This is a genomic window from Paracoccus aminovorans (genome assembly GCF_001546115.1).
Taxonomy (GTDB): domain Bacteria; phylum Pseudomonadota; class Alphaproteobacteria; order Rhodobacterales; family Rhodobacteraceae; genus Paracoccus; species Paracoccus aminovorans_B.
Genome location: NZ_KQ955209.1, coordinates 709568 through 728406, shown reverse-complemented (window position 1 = coordinate 728406; position 18839 = coordinate 709568). Strand labels below are relative to the sequence as shown.

The window sequence follows — 18839 nt, the reverse complement described above, 5'->3', positions numbered from 1 at the left end:
GGCCAGCCGGTCGGGCGAAAGCAGCTGGTTCATTGCAGCCACGGCTTCCAGACCGTCTCGTTGCTCTCCATCCAGGCCTCGGCGGCGTCCTCGGGCTCCATGCCGTCGACATCGACCAGCTTGGCCATCTCGGCGATCTGGGCGTTGGTGAAGGTGACCTTGGCCAGCGCGGCATAGGCGGCGGGCCATTTCTCCTTCATCCCGTCCCAGGCCGCGATCTTGAGATAGCCGTTGGCCGGGTTGCCGCAGTCATAGACCTTGTCCGGGATCGGGCCGACGGCAGGGTCCTTGTCGCAGCCCTCTTCCCATTTCGGGAATTCGACGAATTCGCCGGGCCAGACCGCCTCGGCGAAATTCGGCGTCCAGTTGAACAGCACGATGGGGGTCTTGCTTTTCTCGGCCGCAGCCAGCTCGGCCCAGAGCGCGGCGGCCGAACCGGCATTGACCACGGTGAAGTTCATGCCGAGCGCGTCGACCTTTTCCGCGTCGTGTTTCAGCCAGTCGACCGGCCCGCCCAGGAAGCGGCCCTTGTCGCCGGTCTCGGCGGTGGCGAATGTCGCCGCGCAATCGTTCAGGGCCTTCCAGTCGGGCAGGCCCGGACAGGCCTCCTTGGTCCACAGCGGATACCACCAGTCCTCGCGCGTCACCGCCTCGTGGGTGGCGGCGTCGTGCAGCCCGCCCTTGGCCAGCGCGGCGTTGAAGGCGGCGCCGAACGCGCCCTCCCAGACCTCGACCTCCAGCGCCACGTCGCCCAGCCGGATGGATTCATAGACCGTCTGGCTGTCGGACGAGACATATTCGACCGAATCGCCCAGTTCCTCGAACATGCGCCCGACGATATGGCTCATCACGATCTGGCTGGACCAGTTATGCGTCGGGATTACGATCGGATCCGGGGAATCGGCGGCCTGCGCCAGCGAGGCCGTGACGGAAAGGGCCGCTGCCGAAGCAAGCAGCAGAGCTGTGTGTTTCATGGTCTTTCCCTGTTGAAGCGCCCTGTTTCGCGGGCAGCGGGCGGTTGCATGACCGCCCTTCGTCCTTCGACGCTAGGATCCCGATGTGAACATGTCAGGCCCATGTGATGAACAGGCTATGGAATGATGTGAGAAAATGTTAACAGAATGCAGGGAGCAGCCAGGGAAACCGCCGATGACCGGCCGAGCCAGCCATATCGTGATCATCGAGGACGAGCCCGTCACCCGCGGGGCGCTGACCGCCTATCTGCAATCCTTCGGCCACCGAATCACGGAATGCGCCAGCGCCGAGGCGGCGGACCGCGTGCTGGGCAGCGATCCGGCCGACCTGCTGATCGTGGACATCAACCTGACCGGCAAGGACGGGCTGGAGATCACGCGCGAGCAGCGCGCGCGGTCGGAAATCGGCATCATCCTGCTGTCGGGCCGCACCGACGAAGTCGACCGCATCGTCGGGCTGGAACTGGGCGCCGACGATTACGTCTGCAAGCCCTTCAACCGGCGCGAACTGGCGGCGCGGGTCAAGAACCTCTTGCGGCGCACGGCGGCCATGCGGCAGATGGCGCGGCGCACGGTGGAATTCGCCGGCTTCCGCTTTGACATCGCCGGGCGCCAGCTTTACGACACCTCCGGCGCGCTGGTGCCGCTGACCCGCGCCGAATTCGAGCTGCTGCGCGCCTTCGTCGGCAATCCCGGCGTGGTGATGGACCGCGACCGGCTGCTGGCCAATATCACCCACCGCGTCGACGACAGCAGCCAGCGCACGGTAGACGTGCTGATCCGCCGGCTGCGGCGCAAGCTTTGTGACGACCCCAAGGCGCCGCGCATCCTGGGCACCGCGCATGGCGAGGGCTATGTCTTTACCGCCGCGCTGAGCTAGGCCGGCAGCAGGGCAAGCTCGCGCCGCATCGCCTCGGCGCCCGCCCGGGCCAAGGCTGCCAGATCGTTCCACAGCGCCCCCGCCGCGCCGGTGCCATCGGCCAGGGCGCATTCAAAGCGTTCCAGCGCCGCCGCCAGGTCCGAAAGGCCGAAATTGCCGCTGGCCCCGCGCCAGCGATGCGCTGCCCGCGCTGCCGCCATGGCATCGCCCTGCGTCAGCGCCGCCTGGATCGCGGCCATGTCGCCGGCCATCCCGTCCAGATAGAGCCGCGCCAGCACGGCCACCTGCGCCGGCGGCAGATCGGCCAGCGCCGGGGCCAGGACGGCCGCCGGCGCCGGTCCGGCACCGGGCCGGACCATCGCCAGCGCGCGCTGCAGATCGGCCGGGGCCAGCGGTTTCGACAGCACCTCGACCATGCCGGCGGCATGGCAGGCGGCGATTTCCTCGGGCTGGACATGGGCCGAGATGCCGATCACCGGCAGGCCCTCAATGCGGCGGTGGATCGCCCGCGCCGCCTCGATCCCCGACATGCCGGGCAGGTTCACATCCATCAGCACCGCGTCGAAACGGTCCTGGTCCAGCCGGGCCAGCGCCTCCTCGGCGCAATCCGCCATCGCGAAAGCGTGACCGAGCCGAGACAGATAGCCGTCCAGCACCATGCGGTTGACCGGGTGATCCTCGACCACCAGCAGGCGCAGCGGGCGGGCGGGGGCGGCCGGCGCGGAAGCGGCCGGGGCCTCGGCGGGCGGGAAGCCGGCGCGGAAGCGGAACAGCGCGCCCTGCCCCGGCGCGCTTTCCACCGACAGCGTGCCGCCCATCGCCTCGGCCAGCCGGCGGCTGATTGCCAACCCGAGGCCGGTGCCGCCATAGCGCCGGGCGGTCTCGGGATCCTCCTGCTCGAACAGGCCGAAGATCCGCTTCTGCGCTTCGGGCGCGATGCCCTTGCCGGTATCGGCGACCTCCAGCACCAGCGCGACCCCGGCCGGTCCCGGTTCCGTCCGCAGCCGCAGATCGACGCCGCCCGCGGCGGTGAAGCGGATCGCGTTGGCAAGCAGGTTGAACAGCACCTGCCGCAGCCGCGCCGCGTCCCCCATCAGCCAGCCGCACTCCGGCGCGTCGACGCGCAGCCACAGCCCCTTGTCCTGCGCCGAGGCCGCCATCAGCATCGCCGTTTCCCGCACCAGCGCCGCCGGGTCGAAGGGCGCCGGCCGCAGCGCGATGTCGCCGTCCAGCGACTTGGCGTCATCCAGAAGCGTGTTCAGCAGCGACATCAGCCCCTCGCCCGAGGCCAGCGCCGCCACCACCCGGTCGCGGGTGCGCCCGGCCAGGTCGTCCTGCATCAGCCCGTGCAGCAGGCCCAGAACGCCGTTCATCGGCGTGCGGATCTCGTGGCTCATCATGGCCAGGAACTGCGACTTGGCGCGGTCGGCGGCCTCGGCATGGGCGCGGGCCTCGGCATGGGCGGCAACCTCGCCGCGCAGCCGCTCGGTCTGCTCGTCGACCAACTGGCGCAGCTCCTCGCGGTGCCGGCGCAGCTCCTCGAGGTTGCGGTCGCGTTCGGCCGCCAGGGCGCGGTTCTCGAGCGCCTGCAGGCGAAAGACCTCGACCGCCTGCTCCATGCGCGCGATCTCGTCCTCGCCACGCGGCACCACCTCCTCGTGCAGGTCGCCCGCCCGCAGCCCGCCCATGCGCGCGGCCAGCGCGTCCAGCCGCCGGGTGATCTTGCCGCGGACATAGAACCAGACCACCCCGGCCGAGACCATCAGCGCCAGGAACGAGCCGATGGCCGAGACGATCAGCGTGCGGCGGATGGCGGCCTGCGCCGCCTCGCCGGCGCGCGTGGCCCGGCCGACGATGCTGTCGGCCAGCGCCGCCGCCTGGGTGTCGAGCCGCAGCGCCGCGTCGCGCAGCTCGGCCTGCGCCGCCGCGGTCTGCCCGTCCAGCGCGATCAGCCGCGCGGTCAGGCCGGGGAAATCCTCGGTCCCGGGCGGCGAGGCCGCGGCCGGGGTGATCCCGCGCAACAGCGCCAGCGCCCGCTCGGCCCGGCTGCGGTCGGGCACCGTCTCCAGCCGGCGCGTCACCACGCCCAGCCGTCCCGCCAGCTGCGCACGCAGCTGTTCCAGGTCGTGCTGGTTGCGGGTCTCGCCGATGCGGTTCAGCAGCAGGGCGATTTCCGCGACATGGCCGCGCAGTTCGAACATCTGGCCCAGCTGGAACAGGTCGACCTCGATCAGCCTGTCCAGCATCCCGGCCAGCGCCTCGTGCCGGTTCCACAGGTCATAGAGGCTGGCCACCCCGGCCGAGACCGCCACCTCGACATTGGCGGCCAGCGTGTCGGTGATCTCCAGAAGCTCGGTGGTGGCCGTCAGCCCCTCGTCCAGCCGGCGGCGCTGGTCGGCCTCGGCGGCCAGCCGGCGCTGCACCAGCTGGTCCAGCCGGGCGATGCCCTGCCGCACCTCGGATTCCGAACGCGACAGCGGCACCGGGATCGGCTGGCCGGTGCCTTCATAGCGCCGGATGCGGTCGCGCAGCGCATCGACCTGGTCGAACAGAAAGGCCGCGCGCTCGCGCCGGACATGGTCGTCGGTCACCGCCGCCAAGTCCGGGGCGATGGCGACGACGCGGCTGCTTTCCTCGGCAAAGCCGCGCACCTCGGCGATGGCGGGGATGGTCTGGGCGATCAGCCGGCTTTGCCGGTCCGCCAGGTCGCGCAGCTCCAGCCAGCCCAGCACGCCCATCAGGCCCGGCGCGCCGGCGATGACCACAAAGGCCAGCAAAAGCTGCCAACCCAATCGCGACTTGCGCGTGAACAGCCCCAAGCACTACCCTCCGCCCTGCCGGATGCCCGCAGCGGGCGGGCCAAGGCTAATCGGAACCGGAGCCGAAGTCACCGCCATGTCGACCGCCATCTTCCCAGCCCGATGCCTGCGTGCCCTTGCAGCCGTCGCCGCCCTGCTGCTCGCGGGCCCGGCCCGGGCCGAGACCTGGCCCCTGCAGGTGTTTTCGCGCCCCTTCCACGACGACAGCCCCGCGGCGCGGCTGGACTATGCGCCCTTGGAACAGGCCGCGCGGCCCTGGAACCTCTGCGTGCTCTATCCGCATCTGAAGGATGCCTATTGGCTGGGCGTCAATTACGGCATGGTCGAGGAATCGCGCCGGCTGGGCGTCGGCTTCGACCTGTTCGAGGCCGGCGGCTATCCCAACCCGGCGCGGCAGATCGCGCAGCTGCGCGCCTGCGCCAATCCGCGCTATGACGCGGTGGTGGTGGGCACGGTCTCCTATGACGGGCTGACGCCGGTGCTGAGCGAGCTGGCGCGGCAGAAGCCGATCATCGCCGTGGTGAACGACATCGAGCCGGGGCCGATCACCGCCAAGGCCAGCGTGCCCTGGCGCGAGATGGGCCGCGCCGCCGGGCTGGAACTGGCCCGCCGCCACCCCAGGGGCAGCCCGCCGGTCAGCGTGGCCTGGTTCCCCGGCCCCCGGGGCGCGGGCTGGGTGGGCTTCGTCGAGGACGGGTTCCGCGCCGCCATCGCCGACAGTTCCGCCCGCGTGACCAGCGTGCTTTACGGCGACACCGGCCGCGAGGCCCAGGCCCAGCTGGTCGAGCAGCTGCTGGCCGAGGGCCCGGCGCCCGACTACCTGGTCGGCAGCGGCCCGATGGCCGAGGTGGCGATCTCGATCCTGCGGGCGCGGGGCGAGCTGGGCCGGGTCGGCATCATCTCGACCTATATCAGCCCCGGCGTGTTTCGCGGCATCAGGCGCGGCCGCATCCTGGCGGCGCCGACGGATTTCCCGGTGATGCAGGGCCGGCTGGGCATCGAGATGGCGGTGCGCGCGCTGGAGCACAGCCTGACCTTCCGCCACGCCGGCCCCGCCATCGTCACCGTCACGCCCGGCACGACGGCGGATTTCGACCATGACGCCAGCCTGGCCCCGGCCAGTTTCTCGGCGCGGTTTTCCTATCACGGCGAGGATTAGATCGGCCATGCGCCGGAGGCGTGCATCGGCGCGCCGCTTGCCGGAGCGGCCTCAAGGTTGCCAGACGACCGATCCCCACAAGAGGCCCGCACCGAAGGCGGTCATCAGCATCGGGCCGGGAAGCAGCGGCCCCTCGGCGGCGCGACACGACAGGGCCAGGGGCATGGTGGCGGCCGAGGAATTGCCATGGCGGGCCAGCGTGCCCAGGCATTCGGCCCGGTCCAGCCCCAGCCGGGCGCCGACCTGCGCCAGGATGCGGCCATTGGCCTGGTGCGCCAGCCAGGTGCTGATCCCGGCAGCGGTCAGGCCCGCCTCGCGCAGCGCCGCCTGGCTGGATGTCGTCATCCCTTCGACCGCGCGGGCAAAGACGGCGCGGCCATCGGGCATGTCCATCGCCAGCCCCGCGTCGCCCGGGCGGAACGGCTGGCGAGAGCCGCCTTTGGCGATGCGGATCAGGTCATAGCCCGCCCCGTCCGAGCGCAGGACCGAGGCCCGCAGCCCCTTGGCCGGATCGGGCGAGGCGGCCAGCACGACGGCGCCCGCGGCATCGGCGAACAGAGCGCGGGTCGCGATGTCGCCCGGCGCGATGCGGCGCGACAGGATGTTGGCGGCGATGACCAGCACCGCCTGCCCGGTCGCCCGGACATGGCCCGCCCCCAGCACCAGCGCCTGCAGGAAGCCGGCGCAGGCCCCGGCCAGGTCCATCGCCCCCGCGCCAAGGCCCAGGCGATGCGCCACCAGCGGCGCGGTCGGCGGCAGCAGGTGGTCGGGGGTCGAGGTCGCCAGCAGCAGCAGGCCGACGCTGCCCGCCGCCAGCCCCGCCTGCTCCAGCGCCATCCGCCCGGCCGGCACGGCAAGATCGCTGACCGCCTGTTCGGGCGCGGCATAATGCCGGCTGTGGATGCCGGTGCGCGCGGCGATCCAGCCGGGCGGCAGGTTCAGATCGGCCTCGATCTCGGCACTATCGACCCGCCGCTCGGGCAGGTAGTGGCCAAAGCCCGCCATGACCACGCCGCGCGCTGCATCACCCAAGGACATCGGCGGCCTCCAGCATGGCGTCGTGGCAGGCGCTGAGCTCGGCCCGGGTGCTGCAATAGGGCGGCAGCAGGTAGACCGTGTTGCCCATGGGGCGGATCAGCAGGTTGCGCTCGGCAAAGAAGCGCAGCAGCGCCGGGCCGGACTCAGTCATGTAGTGGCCGGGGCCGCCGATCTCCGCTGCAAGGATCGTGCCCGATTGCCGCGCACCCGAGAGCTTGGGATGCGCCGCCAGCCTTGCCAGCCCCTCGGCCTGCGCGGCGGCGACGGCGTCGATCCGGGCCTGGACCGGCTCGGTTTCCCACAGCTCCAGATTGGCAAGGGCGGCGGCGCAGGCGATGGGATTGGCGGTATAGCTCGAGGAATGGAAGAAGGTGCGCCGCCGGTCGGTCGAGAAATGCGACTGGTAGATCTCGTCGCGGCACAGCGTGGCGGCCAGCGGCAGGTGGCCGCCGGTGATGCCCTTGGACAGGCACAGGATGTCGGGAACCACGCTGGCATGGTCGCAGGCCAGGAAGCGCCCGGTGCGGCCCCAGCCGGTCATCACCTCGTCGGCGATCAGCAGCACGCCATGGCGGGCGCAGATCGCCGCCATCTGCGCCAGGACGCCGGGGGAATAGAACAGCATCCCGCCCGCGCCAAGCACCAGCGGCTCCAGCAGCAGGGCGGCGGTCTCGGGGTTGCGGGCAAAGCGCTCCAGCGCGTCGAGCGTCGCTTGCTCCTGCCCCGGCGCGGGAAAGGGAATGCGGTCCACGGCATAGAGGAGCCGGTCATAGGGCTGGGTGAAGGCGCCGCGCTCGCCCGCCGACATGGTGCCGACGGTGTCGCCGTGATAGCCGTTTGCCATCACGACGATGCGGTGGCGCCCTTCGCCCCGGTGCCGGAAATGGCCGAGCGCCATCTTGATCGCCACCTCGACCGCCGTCGAGCCGCTGTCGGAAAAGAACAGCCGCGTCAGGGCGTCGGGCAGGCGCGCCAGCAGCTTTTCGGCAAAGCGCTCGGCCGGGGCGTGGGTGTGGCCGGCAAAGATCACCTGGTCCAGCCGCCCGGCCTGGTCGCGGATCGCCTGCACGATATGCGGGTGGCAATGGCCATGCGTCACCACCCACCACGACGAGATGGCGTCGAACACGCGCTGGCCTTCGGCGTCGGTCAGCCAAGCGCCTTGCGCGCTGGCGATCGGGCGCATGACCGGAAACAGCGCGTGCTGGGTGAAAGGGTGCCAGATCGGGCTCATGCGAAGCAGTCCGCGGGGAAGCTGGCGTCGAAGGCGGCGCGCAGGTTGCCGGGGGTCAGGTCTTGCAGCAGGGGCAGCCGGCCAAGGCGGCGGGCCTCGCCCATGCGGCAGATGGTCGTTTCCACCTCGGGCGCCGCGGGGCCGATGAAGGCCAGGCCGTGCAGCGGCACCCCGGCGGCGCGCAGCGCGGCGATGGAAAGCAGGCTGTGGTTGATCGTTCCCAGCGCGGTCCGTGCGCAGAGGATCACCGGCAGCTGCCAGCGGGCAAAGACGTCAATAAAGCTGGCGCGGTCGTTCAGCGGCACCATCAGCCCGCCCGCGCCCTCGATCACCAGCGGCCGGACGGGCGGCGGGGTCAGGGCGGCCTCTTCGATGGCGACACCCTCGGCCGCGGCGGCGAGATGCGGAGAGGCGGGCAGCGCCAGCCGCCAAGCCTCGGGCAGGACCGGGCGGCCGGACAGGCGGGCGACGGTTTCGCTGTCGGTCTCGCCCTCCAGCCCGGACTGCACCGGCTTCCAGTAGCTGGCCTGCAGGCGGGCGGCCAGGGCGGCGGCAAACACCGTCTTGCCGATGCCGGTATCGGTCCCGGTCACGACGAAAGCAGTCATTGGATCACCTCATGCAGCGCGGCAAAGACGGCGGCCAGCGCCGGCTCGTCCGGGTTCAGGGTCAGCGACAGGCGCAGCCGCTCGGCCCCCTTGGGGACGGTGGGCGCGCGGATGGCGCGGATGTCGAAGCCCTGCGCCTGCAACCGGGCGGCGGCCGCCAGGCAGCGGGCATCGCCGGGCAGGAGGATCGGCTGGATCTGGCTGCCCGAGGGCGCGAGGCCGATGCCGCGCGCCAGGTCGCCCGCCCGCGCCACCCGCGCCAGCAGGGCATCGCGGCGGGTGGAATCGGCGGCCAGATGGGCGATGACGCCGCGCAGGACCTCGGCCAGCAGCGGCGCGGGCGCGGTCGAATAGATGAAGCTGCGGGCGCGGTTGACCAGCGTGGCAATCAGCACCGGATCGGCGCAGACCAGCGCGCCCTGCACGCCCAGAGCCTTGCCGCAGGTGTGCAGCGTGATGACGTTTTCCCGCGCCGCCCAGGGCGCGGCAAGGCCCCGGCCGCCCGGGCCCCAGATGCCCGTCGCATGGGCCTCGTCCACGATCAGGAAGGCACCCTCCTCGGCGGCCAGATCGGCCAGCGCCTGAACCGGGGCAAAATCGCCGTCCATCGAGTAAAGGCTTTCGACCGCCAGCCAGGCTTGCCCGCCCCGGCCCTCGGCCCGCCAGCGCCGCAGAATGTCGCGCGCCGCGCCCGGGTCGTTATGGGGAAAGCTGCGGGTTTCGGCTGCCCCCAGCCGCATCCCGTCCAGCGCACTGGCATGGATCAGGGCATCGTGCAGCACCAGATCGCGCGCGGCAGGCAGGGCGGAAAAGATCGCCAGATTGGCGCCGTAGCCGGACCCGAAATACAGCGCGCCGCCGCTGCCGAAATGCTGCGCCGCCGCCGCTTCAAGCGCCGTGAATGCCGCATGGTTGCCGCGCAGCAGCCGCGCCGCGCCGGCGCCGGGGGCATGGCCTCGGTCCAGCGCATCGCGTGCCAGCTCGCGCAGCAGGTCGGACCCCGCCAGCCCCAGATAGTCGTTCGAGGCGAAATCCGCGCCCGAGACCGGCTGCAACGCCCGCGCCCGCCGGCGTTGCGCCAAGGCTTCCAGCAGCCCGCGCTGGCCGTCGAGCGGGCTCATGCTTCGGTGCCGTCGCCGGCCGGGGCCTCGGGGCGCAGGCCCAGCCTGTCGAACAGCCGGCGGTCGCGGTCCTCGGCGGGGTTGGCGGCGGTCAGCAGCGTATCGCCCATGAACAGCGAATTCGCGCCGGCCAGGAAGCACAGCGCCTGCATCTCGTCGCTCATGCCCGTGCGGCCGGCCGACAGGCGCATGTGACTGGCCGGCATCAGGATGCGGCCCAGGGCCACCACGCGCACGAAGTCGAAGGGATCGACGGGATCCGCCTTGGCCAGCGGCGTATCGGCCATCGGGATCAGCATGTTGATCGGCACGCTTTGCGGGTGTTCGGGCAGCGTGGCCAGCGCCAGCAGCATGTCGATGCGGTCGCCCGCGGTTTCCCCCATGCCCAGGATGCCGCCGGAGCAGACCTTGATCCCGGCCTCGCGCACGCGCGCCAGCGTGTCGAGCCGGTCGGCAAAGCTGCGGGTGGTGATGACCTGGGGATAGAACGCCTCGGAAGTGTCGATATTGTGGTTGTAGTAATCCAGGCCCGCCTCCTTCAGCCGCAAGACCTGGGCGTCGGACAGCATGCCCAGCGTCATGCAGGTTTCCATTCCCAGCGCGCGCACCCCGCGCACCATGGCCTCGATCGCCGCCATGTCGCGGTCCTTCGGCTCGCGCCAGGCGGCGCCCATGCAATAGCGCGTGGCGCCCGCCGCCTTGGCCTTGCGTGCCTCGGACAGCACCCGCTCGACCGGCATCAGCTTCGAGGCCGGCAGGGTCGAGCCATTGCGCGCCGACTGGCTGCAATAGCTGCAATCCTCGGCACAGCCGCCGGTCTTGACCGACAGAAGGCGGCTCATCTGCACCCGGTTGGGATCGAAATGGGCGCGATGCACGCTCTGCGCCTGAAACAGCAGGTCCATGAAGGGCTGGTGATAGATCGCCTCGGCCTCGGCGCGGGTCCAGTCGGTCCGCAGGGCGGTGCGCGGCAGGTCTTTCGGCATGGCTCTCCCTCTCGATGCGGGAGATTATCTATAAAAATTCTGATTCCCGCGCCAATTTGTGCCGAGAAATCTACCGCGTGTCCATTCCTGCGTGCAGATCGGATAAATTATCTATAATTTAGCCGCAACCCGCGCCGGATGTGGCGGGACAGGATCTGCGCGGCCAAGTCGATGTCGCGCCCTTGCAGGGCCGAGAGCATGGCGCGGTGGTCGCGGTTCTCGCGCGGCAGGCCCAGAGGATGCGCGGCGCCCAGCTGGCGGGCCATGCGGCTGGCGGAAAGCTGCAGCCGCTCGATGGTCTGCATCAGTCGCGGCATCGGGCAGCCCTGCAGCAGGAGGCTGTGAAAGCTCTGGTTCGCCGCCTCCCATTCGGCCGCGGTGACAGCCCGCGCGCAGGCGTGATCGGCCGCGGCCAGCGCCGCCAGGTGGCCGGGCGGATAGGCCTCGGCGGCGTGGCGTAGCGCCAGCGCCTCCAGCGCCGCGCGCATCTCGATGGCTTCGGCCAGGGCGGCACGGTCGGCCATGGCCACCCGCACGCCCCGGCGCGGCAGCGATTCCACCAGCCCCTCGGCTTCGAGCCGCCGGAACGCCTCGCGCACGGGAACGTGGCTGGCGCCGAATGCGGCGGCAATCTCGTCCTGGCGCAGCCGTTGGCCGGGGGCGAGTTCGCCCGCCTCGATCTGGCGGGACAGGGCGGCAAAGACGCGGTCGGCAAGGGTGGGGTCGGGCGAGCGGGTCATCCGGTCCTGCGCATGAGGGCAATCCGGTCAGACCTAGCTTGAGACGCAAGGCCGCTCAAGCCCGGCGCGCGGGCTTGCCCGAAGCCGATGGGACAGTCGTGCCCGCAGCGCAGCCGGATGACCCGGACGGACGATCCTGACCGGTGCGAACGGGCTGTCGCCCAAGGCATTGCAGCACGCGGCACGGCGGGCGGTCCCGGGCCTTGTCAAGGATCGCGGACATGCCTCTCCCTCCGGGCGGCGGCCATGGGCGCCATCGCCATAGCCGCAGCCTTTTCGCCATGTCGGTCATGGCGCAGGGCGCGCCCTTGCGCATCATGCAACCGTCCGGGCCGGATCCTGATCCCGAGCAGCCAAGACGCTGATCGCCGAGGCCCAGGCCGAGGGCGTCCCTGTCGCAGGAAGGCGCCGCCAGCGTGCCGCATCCCCGCGGGCGACGCCACGCAGCGGACGAACTGACCCCGGTGAGGGGCTCAAATCTTCATTCTGCGCATGGCTGGATAGCTGACCGGGACCTCGCGGCGCAGCGCGGCCAGTTCGGCACGGATCTCATGAAGCTCGCGCTGCAGCAGCACCATCGCCAGCATCAGATCCTCGTTGGACAGGTCGGTTCGCAGGGCTGCCTGTCGACGCAGTCCCAGCCGGTTCACGATCACCCTTTTCGTCATCGCGGCGGTCTGGCGCAGGCCGCTGTGGCGCAGGTGATAAAGCCCATGGCGCAGCAGCGAGGGACGTCGCCCGGGCGCTTTCGCATCCCAGCCGGCGGCCTTCCCGAACCCGGCGAAATCCCGGGCCTTCAGCGCGCGCAGCATTTGCGTGCTGCGCCCCTGCCCGTTGACGGCGGCGAAATCGGCCAGGTGTTCGTCGCCATATTGCGCGATGACCGGCACCAGGACGTCGAACAGCGCCCGGCGGATCCCGCCCTGGGCGCGCATGCTGACCCAGGACAGCTGACCCGCCACCCATTGCAGCAGGTCGGCACGGTATTCGTCCAGGTAACCGGCACCGTCGAGCCAGTCGCGGATGATGTCATGGTGCCGGAAGATGCGCAGCAGCCGTTCGTCCACGGTGGCCATGGTCTGGCCGGCGCGGGCGACGCGGTGCTCGCACAACCGCTCGGGCACGAGCGCGATCCTCTCGGCTTCGATCACCGCCATCCAGTGGAACGGGTTGTCCTCGAAGAAGAAATCCCCGACAGGGAAGCGAAGCCCGGCGCGTTCGACCAGGTCGCGGCGGTAAAGCTTGCGCCAGGGCACCGAGATGAAACGCAGGATCTCGCGCCGGGTGGCCGGGGTCAGGTCGAGTGTGGTGGCCCGGGGATAAGGCGACCAGCGCTCGGTTTCGGCCGGCTCCTTCAGGCTGCCGTCGGCCTCGTCGAGCAGCATGTAGCGGCTCATCGCCAGATCGGCATCGGCCTCGGTCGCGGCGCGCCACAGCGTCTCGAACATCTCCGGGGCATAGCGGTCGTCGCCATCGGCAAAGCCGATGAAGTCGCCGGTCGCCACCTCCATGCCGGCATTGGCCGCCGTGGCGACGCCGCCGATGCTGTTGGTCGGCAGCAGGATCGGGCGGATGCGGGCATCGCGGGCGGCAAAGTCGCGGATGATCTGCGGGGTCGAGTCGCCGGATCCGTCGTCGACGACGATGATCTCGATATCCTCGAGCGTCTGGCGGGTGATGCAGCCCAGACATTCGGCGATGTAGCGCTCGATGTCATAGGCCGTGACGATGATGGAAACCTTGGGCACGTCCGTTCCCTTATCCGACGAGTTCCTTGACGAAGCGATCCGCGATCTGCGGCGCCTGGACCAGGCGCATGCGCGCGAAATCCTCGATCTCCATGCGGCTGATCAGATCGCGATAGCGGCTTTCGAATTCCAGCCGATGCCCGGCATCGACGCGGCGGCGGCCCCATTGTGCCAGCGTGGCGCAGAGCCCCCAGAAATGGTGGACGAAGCGGCGGCGCAGCGCCGGGTGCGCCAGCAGCAGATCATAGGTCTCATCCAGCGCGTCGAACATCTGCAGCCGGTCGGCGCTGAAGCGGTTGGTCAGGTTCTGGCCGCCCCGATAGACGATATGCGTGCAGATCACCTGGCTGCCCAGCAGCACCCGGCGCGCGAAGAGCAGCGAATACCAGTGCCCGAGGATGTCGTTGTTCACCTTGGTCGCGCCGAAGCGCAGTCCCGTCTCGCGGAAATGCGCGGTGCGCAGGATCTTGTTCCAGGGATAGTTGGTGAATTTCAGCAGCGCCGCCATCTCGTCCAGCGGGGCCACCACCTGGGGCGCGCCCCTGAGATAGCTTTCGGCGATCTTTTGGTCGGCATAGAGCATCTCGGTAAAGCCGCCGATCGCATCGCGCTGATAGCGATAGGCCAGCATGGCGGTGTCGATGTCGGGCTCGGCGTCCATCCGCGCCAGCGTCGGCGCGATCGCCTCGCCATGCAGCCGGTCGTCGGCGTCGAAGAACAGCGTGTAGCGGCCGCGCGCATGCGGCCAGGCCAGGTTGCGCGCATGACCCGCGCCCAGGTTGGCGGGATTGTGCAGGGCCGTCACCTGCGGAATGGCGGCGGCAAGCCGCTCGATCTCCTCGGCGCTGCCGTCCGACGAGCCGTCATCGGCCAGCAGGATCTCGCAATGAAGCCTGTCGAGGCCAAGGAAGGTCTCGACCAGCGGCCGAAGATGGTGCCGGGCGTTGTAGACCGGAACGATGATCGACAGGTCGATGGGCCGGGAAGATGCAAGCGGAACGGCAAATGACATGACAGCCTCCTTGTCGGCCCATCTGCGCGCGTCTTTCCGGCGAGACCTGGGGCCCGGCAGAACATTGCGCGATCCGGCGTTAACGATTGCACCAGATGTAACCCCGCATCCGCCCTGCCTCCATTCCAAAGCCGGACCGTTTCGTGGAAATGCATGCTGCATTTCCGGGTCGCGAGAGAAGAAAACGGTTGCGACGGAGCCGGCCGCGCCAAGATGCCGAGGGACGCTTCCGATTGCGACGCGACCGGAGGGCGGGCTCAACCCTTGCCGCGGGCCTCGATCAGGTGCAACCGCTGCGCCGCCCTGTGGAAGCCCTTGTCTTCAGCCAGGGCGCGGCGATAGCTCGACTCGGCCATATAGGGCAGGTCCAGCGCCTCGAAGATCAGCCCGCGTTCGAAAAAGCCCTGGGCCGAGAAGGGCCCGCCCTGCATGAAGGCGTCATGCGCGCGGAACGCCTCGTCAAAGCGCCGGCTGTGGCGCAGGAAGCGGGCATAGAGCAGCTGCGCCTCGCGCGGACGCGGCGCGGCCGTTGCATAGGGCGCGATCAGGTCGGCCACGGCGTCGGGGCTGCCGCCGGTTTCGGCATAGTGCGCCAGCGCCCGGATCACCGGCACGCTGATGGCCGCGCCGGGGTTCCGGGCGACCACTGCGCGGATCAGCTCGGCCGCTTCCGCATGCTGGCCCTCTTCGGCCAGCGCACCGGCATAGTCCAGCCGGGCCGTCGCATCCTCGGGAAACCGGCGCAGGGCATATTGCAGCAGAAGCCTTTTCAGCAGCCGGTGCCGGGACAGCGAGCGGGCCAGTTCGCTGATGTAATAGCTGTTGTGCTTTTTCGAGGCGCTCACCCGGGCCTGCAGCCGGGCGATATCGACGACGGGATCGAACAGCGCCTTGGCAGTGCTGCCCAGGATGCCACCATTGTTCAGGAAACGCAGCACCATATGCCCGGCGCGCGGGGTCAGGATCTCTTGCACCGGCCAGCGTCGTTTCAGATCCGCGACATGGCCGCGGTCCGGTCCCTTGGGATCGTAGACGCAGATCAGCTCGGTCCCGTCGCGAATGCGCGGCGCCAGGCTGTCCGGGCTGCGGTCGCGGATATGCGCCTGATAATCGCCGATCCAGCGCCGGTCCCTGTCCGGGTGGATATTGGCGACGGGCGCCATCAGCACCAGCCGATCCGCGGCGAGCGCCCGGGCCGAGATCAGCGCGCCATAGCTGCCCATGGAAAAGCCGTAAAGGACAACCCGCCGATAGGCGCGCAACTCGCCCGCCACCGCCATCAGGCAGGCGTCGAACTGCGGCGCGACATACCAGTCGTTCGTCAGCGACCGGATGCAGCAATAGGCGTGCTCGGTGCCGGCCAGCATGGTCTCGCCCGCGAAATCGGCGGGGGCCGGCTCCTTGCGCTCGGCAAAGCTCACCACCACGGTTTCGGCGGCACGGTGGACGACGAAAGCCTGGTAGAGGGGGCTGGAAAAGATCGGCCGTTTCATCGCGAAGGGTCCTGCGCGGCGCCGGGGTCAGATCGGCGGACGGGAAAAGCGGGCCGGTTCCCGGCCAGCGGCAAGGCGCCCCAGGAAATCGGCGGCCGTGTCCAGCGCCTCGCGGATGGTGATGTCCATGTCGAGGTAGCGATAGGTGCCCAGCCGGCCGACGAAGGTCACGCCCGGCGTTGCCTCGGCCAGCCGGACATAGCTCTCCAGCAGCGTCATCTCGTCCACCAGCCGGATCGGGTAATAGGGAATGTCGTCCGGGCCGGCCGCGCGGCTGAACTCGCGATAGCAGACGCTTTTGCGGTGCTCTTCCCAAGGGGCGAAATGCTTGTGCTCGGTGATGCGGGTATAGGGCACCTCGCGGTCGCCATAGTTCATCACGGCGCAGCCCTGGTAATCGCCGTCATGCTCGAAACGCTGGAAATCCAGCGTGCGATAGCCGAGCCGCCCGAGGCTGTAGCCGAAGAACCCGTCCAGCGGGCCGGACCAGAAGACATGGTCGTAATCGGCAGCCATCACCGGCCGATAGGGGGTGCGCAGCGAGACCGAGACGCCGGGCCGGTCCAGGATCGCCTCGACCAGCGCGGTATAGCCGTGGCGCGGCATGCCCTGGAAGCGGTGGAAGAAATAGTTGTCGTCATAGTTGAAGCGCACCGGCAGCCGCTTGAGGATGCTGGCCGGCAGGTCCCGGGGCGAACAGCCCCATTGCTTTTCGGTATAGCCCTTGAAGAACGCTTCGTAGAGTTCACGCCCGACGAAGCGCAGCGCCTGTTCCTCGAAGTTGCGGGGGGTCTCGATGGCGGTATCGGCCTTTTCCAGCAGGAACTCTCGCGCTTCGTCCGGGCGGAGGGTCTTGCCGAAGAACTGGTTGATGGTCAGCAGGTTGATCGGCAGGGAATGGACCGCCCCTTGCGACGTGGTCTTGACCCGGTTCTGGAAGGGCACGAATTCGGTGAAGCCGGTCACATAGTCCCAGACCTGCTGATCGTCGGTATGGAAGATGTGCGGGCCATAGACATGGATCATCACGCCGCTGTCGGCATCGCGTTCCGTGTAGCAATTGCCGCCGATATGGGCGCGGCTGTCGACGATATGGCACTGGTGGCCCGCCAGCGCCAGTTCCCGCCCGATGACCGCGCCAGAGAGCCCTGCCCCGACCAGAAGTATCTTCATCCCAGCTCCTTTCGCCGCCGTCCCGCGCTTGGTCATGACACGGCCGGCAAGGCAGATAGCCTGCCGATCGCGGCCCAGGTGGCGCGACACCGCCGGGCGTAAACTAGCCTGATTATCTACCATTGCAATCGTGTATACTTCCGGCTGGGGATCCGGACATGCCACCAGAGCGTCGAACGGCACCAAGATGGCGGCACGAGGATTTCAGAGACCCGATGCCGGCAGGCGCAGCGTGACCAATATCGGGAAAAAGGGGCATGATTGCGATCTGGGCAACCGCATCTGCCATGTATCCGGACCGCCCATTTCAGGCGGTTCCTGCACAACCCGTTCGCGATGGTGACGAGCGTTCTGGCGTCGGCGATGACGACGGCCTTGCGCGGTTTTCCCTCCCTTCGGAGGCGATCTGCGAAGGATCACGGGCTGGGGTCGTGATCTGCCCCGACCAAAGCCGCCCGGTATGGAACAGGCCATAAGACGCGGCATGGACATAGCGGACAGGAGCGCCGGCAAGGGGCCGGGACACCGCGCGTCCCGGCCTATTCCGGCACCAGATGCCCATCGTCGGGCGCCCAGGACAGGTGAACGCGCGGCCCACGGCCAGCGAAAGATCTGCCAGTTCCTCATGCGATTTCTGTATCCTGATCTCCTGCCCATCACCGGTCTCGAAATAGATGGTCGCGGTGGCGCCGACGAATTCCTCGCCGATCATGCGCGCCTCGGCCGACTTGATCGCGCGCATCCACATCGAGGGCTTGCCGATATCGACGAACTCGACTCCCGCCAGCGCCGCTTCCAGCTGGCGGCGGAAGTCCAGGTTGACGTGGTCGAACTCGATGCCCAGCCGCTTGACGCCGGGGGTCAGCTGCCGCATGGCGCGATAGAAGTTGTCGCGGCGCCAACATGCAGCATGTCGTCGGTCATGAGATCCGTCCTCCGTCGGGTTAATGCGGCAAGGCTAGCCACCGGGCGGCACCGACAGAAATTCGTTTTGGCAATCCCAAGATTTGCGCGGATGCGGAGACCACGCCAAGAGTTTACGGACAGCTTTTGAACGGAGCAGTTTCCGAAAGCGATGATCCGGGGTTCACATTCCCGACCCGGCACCGGTGTGCAGTTTCCCCCCCGGGGCGCTGGCCACGATGACCGGCTGGCTCAGCGCCTCCTTGCCGGCCGGGGTGCGGTAGTCCAGCACCACGGATTTCTTGCGGCGGTTGAACAGCGGGAAGAACGCGCTGCCCATGCCTGTCAATTGCCGCGTCTTGTCGCCGCCGGGCGGTTCGACCTTGACCACCTCGGCACCCAAGAAAGCCAGGAACATGCCGCAGCTCGGCCCCGTCACCATATGACTCATCTCAACGACACGGATCCCCGCGAGGGGCTTGAACTCGGCAGTCACAAGCCTCCCATTTCACGGCCGAAGGATAGGATTGCCGGATTATCCTTCCAGATATGTTCTAAAAATTAGCATGCACGCGAGGCGCCCTTGGACCTGAAGCAATTGCGGTATTTCTGCAGCATCTACGACAACAAGAGCCTGTCGGGGGCGGCCGATGCCGAAAGAGGCCACGGCGGCGGGCAAGCGGCTTTACCTGCACGCCCGGTCCATCCCCAAGACGGTCGAGGTGGCGAAAAGGGACCTCTCCACCTTTCGCGACAATGTCTCGGGCGAGGTGTCGCTGGCCCTGGCCTATTCCGCGATCCAGGCCATCGGTGTCCAGCTTGGCAAGGGCCGTGGTCGAGGACCACCCCGAGTTGCAGCTGAACATGATCGAGAGCCTGTCCAGCACCACCCTGCTGCACCTGTCCTCGGCCGATGCCGACCTGGGGCTGGCCTAGAACCCGCCGCTGACC

The 18839-nt window shown here is 69.1% G+C and carries 15 protein-coding genes and 1 pseudogene; 2 read left to right on the top strand and 14 right to left on the bottom strand.

Annotated features, from left to right (window positions below; all coding sequences use genetic code 11):
• Positions 1–29 precede the first annotated feature (29 nt).
• On the bottom strand, positions 30–974 hold the full coding sequence (locus tag ASV56_RS15255; protein WP_062562865.1) for an ABC transporter substrate-binding protein: 945 nt from the start codon (positions 972–974) through the stop codon (positions 30–32).
• A gap of 175 nt (positions 975–1149) precedes the next feature.
• Between ASV56_RS15255 and ASV56_RS15250 the strand changes: the two genes are divergently transcribed.
• Positions 1150–1854, top strand: a complete 705-nt coding sequence (locus tag ASV56_RS15250; protein ID WP_062562864.1) for a response regulator — start codon at positions 1150–1152, stop codon at positions 1852–1854.
• On the opposite strand, the gene ASV56_RS15245 is transcribed toward ASV56_RS15250, so the two are convergent.
• Positions 1851–4673: an ATP-binding protein gene (locus ASV56_RS15245; protein WP_062562863.1), complete on the bottom strand. Its 2823-nt coding sequence runs from the start codon at positions 4671–4673 to the stop codon at positions 1851–1853. The genes ASV56_RS15250 and ASV56_RS15245 overlap by 4 nt on opposite strands.
• Before the next feature lie 76 nt (positions 4674–4749).
• On the opposite strand from ASV56_RS15245, the gene torT reads away from it, so the two are divergent.
• Positions 4750–5832, top strand: coding sequence for a TMAO reductase system periplasmic protein TorT (torT, locus tag ASV56_RS15240; protein WP_062562862.1), 1083 nt, complete (start codon positions 4750–4752; stop codon positions 5830–5832).
• 51 nt (positions 5833–5883) lie between these two features.
• On the opposite strand, the gene ASV56_RS15235 is transcribed toward torT, so the two are convergent.
• The 12 genes and pseudogenes from ASV56_RS15235 to ASV56_RS15180 form a co-directional block, all read right to left on the bottom strand.
• Positions 5884–6870 (bottom strand): beta-ketoacyl-ACP synthase 3, encoded by a 987-nt coding sequence (locus ASV56_RS15235; RefSeq protein ID WP_253880068.1) that lies wholly within the window; start codon positions 6868–6870, stop codon positions 5884–5886.
• Positions 6857–8104, bottom strand: a complete 1248-nt coding sequence (locus tag ASV56_RS15230) for an adenosylmethionine--8-amino-7-oxononanoate transaminase (RefSeq protein ID WP_082724862.1) — start codon at positions 8102–8104, stop codon at positions 6857–6859. Before ASV56_RS15230 ends, ASV56_RS15235 begins: the two co-directional genes overlap by 14 nt.
• Positions 8101–8712 carry a dethiobiotin synthase gene (gene bioD / locus ASV56_RS15225; protein ID WP_062562860.1) on the bottom strand — a complete coding sequence of 204 codons (612 nt, stop codon included), beginning with the start codon at positions 8710–8712 and terminating at the stop codon, positions 8101–8103. The genes ASV56_RS15230 and bioD overlap by 4 nt, the downstream gene beginning before the upstream one ends.
• Positions 8709–9833, bottom strand: coding sequence for an 8-amino-7-oxononanoate synthase (locus ASV56_RS15220; RefSeq protein ID WP_062562859.1), 1125 nt, complete (start codon positions 9831–9833; stop codon positions 8709–8711). The genes bioD and ASV56_RS15220 overlap by 4 nt, the downstream gene beginning before the upstream one ends.
• Positions 9830–10807, bottom strand: a complete 978-nt coding sequence (gene bioB, locus ASV56_RS15215) for a biotin synthase BioB (RefSeq protein WP_216635413.1) — start codon at positions 10805–10807, stop codon at positions 9830–9832. Before bioB ends, ASV56_RS15220 begins: the two co-directional genes overlap by 4 nt.
• A gap of 119 nt (positions 10808–10926) precedes the next feature.
• On the bottom strand, positions 10927–11559 hold the full coding sequence (locus ASV56_RS15210; RefSeq protein WP_062562857.1) for a GntR family transcriptional regulator: 633 nt from the start codon (positions 11557–11559) through the stop codon (positions 10927–10929).
• A gap of 473 nt (positions 11560–12032) precedes the next feature.
• Entirely contained in the window at positions 12033–13307 is a 1275-nt protein-coding gene (locus ASV56_RS15205) for a glycosyltransferase family 2 protein (RefSeq protein ID WP_062562856.1), read from the bottom strand.
• Positions 13308–13317: 10 nt separating this feature from the next.
• Positions 13318–14319, bottom strand: coding sequence for a glycosyltransferase family 2 protein (locus tag ASV56_RS15200; RefSeq protein ID WP_062562855.1), 1002 nt, complete (start codon positions 14317–14319; stop codon positions 13318–13320).
• Positions 14320–14576: 257 nt separating this feature from the next.
• Positions 14577–15812: a tetratricopeptide repeat protein gene (locus ASV56_RS15195; RefSeq protein WP_062562854.1), complete on the bottom strand. Its 1236-nt coding sequence runs from the start codon at positions 15810–15812 to the stop codon at positions 14577–14579.
• Between the two features lie 27 nt (positions 15813–15839).
• The gene (gene glf / locus ASV56_RS15190; RefSeq protein WP_062562853.1) at positions 15840–16985 is read right to left on the bottom strand and encodes a UDP-galactopyranose mutase; all 1146 of its coding nucleotides are present in this window, start codon (positions 16983–16985) and stop codon (positions 15840–15842) included.
• Between the two features lie 697 nt (positions 16986–17682).
• A pseudogene (locus tag ASV56_RS23670) lies at positions 17683–17886 on the bottom strand (aminopeptidase P family N-terminal domain-containing protein); the annotation flags it as partial.
• A gap of 186 nt (positions 17887–18072) precedes the next feature.
• Positions 18073–18384 carry a CoA transferase gene (locus ASV56_RS15180; RefSeq protein ID WP_253880066.1) on the bottom strand — a complete coding sequence of 104 codons (312 nt, stop codon included), beginning with the start codon at positions 18382–18384 and terminating at the stop codon, positions 18073–18075.
• Between the last annotated feature and the right edge of the window lie 455 nt (positions 18385–18839).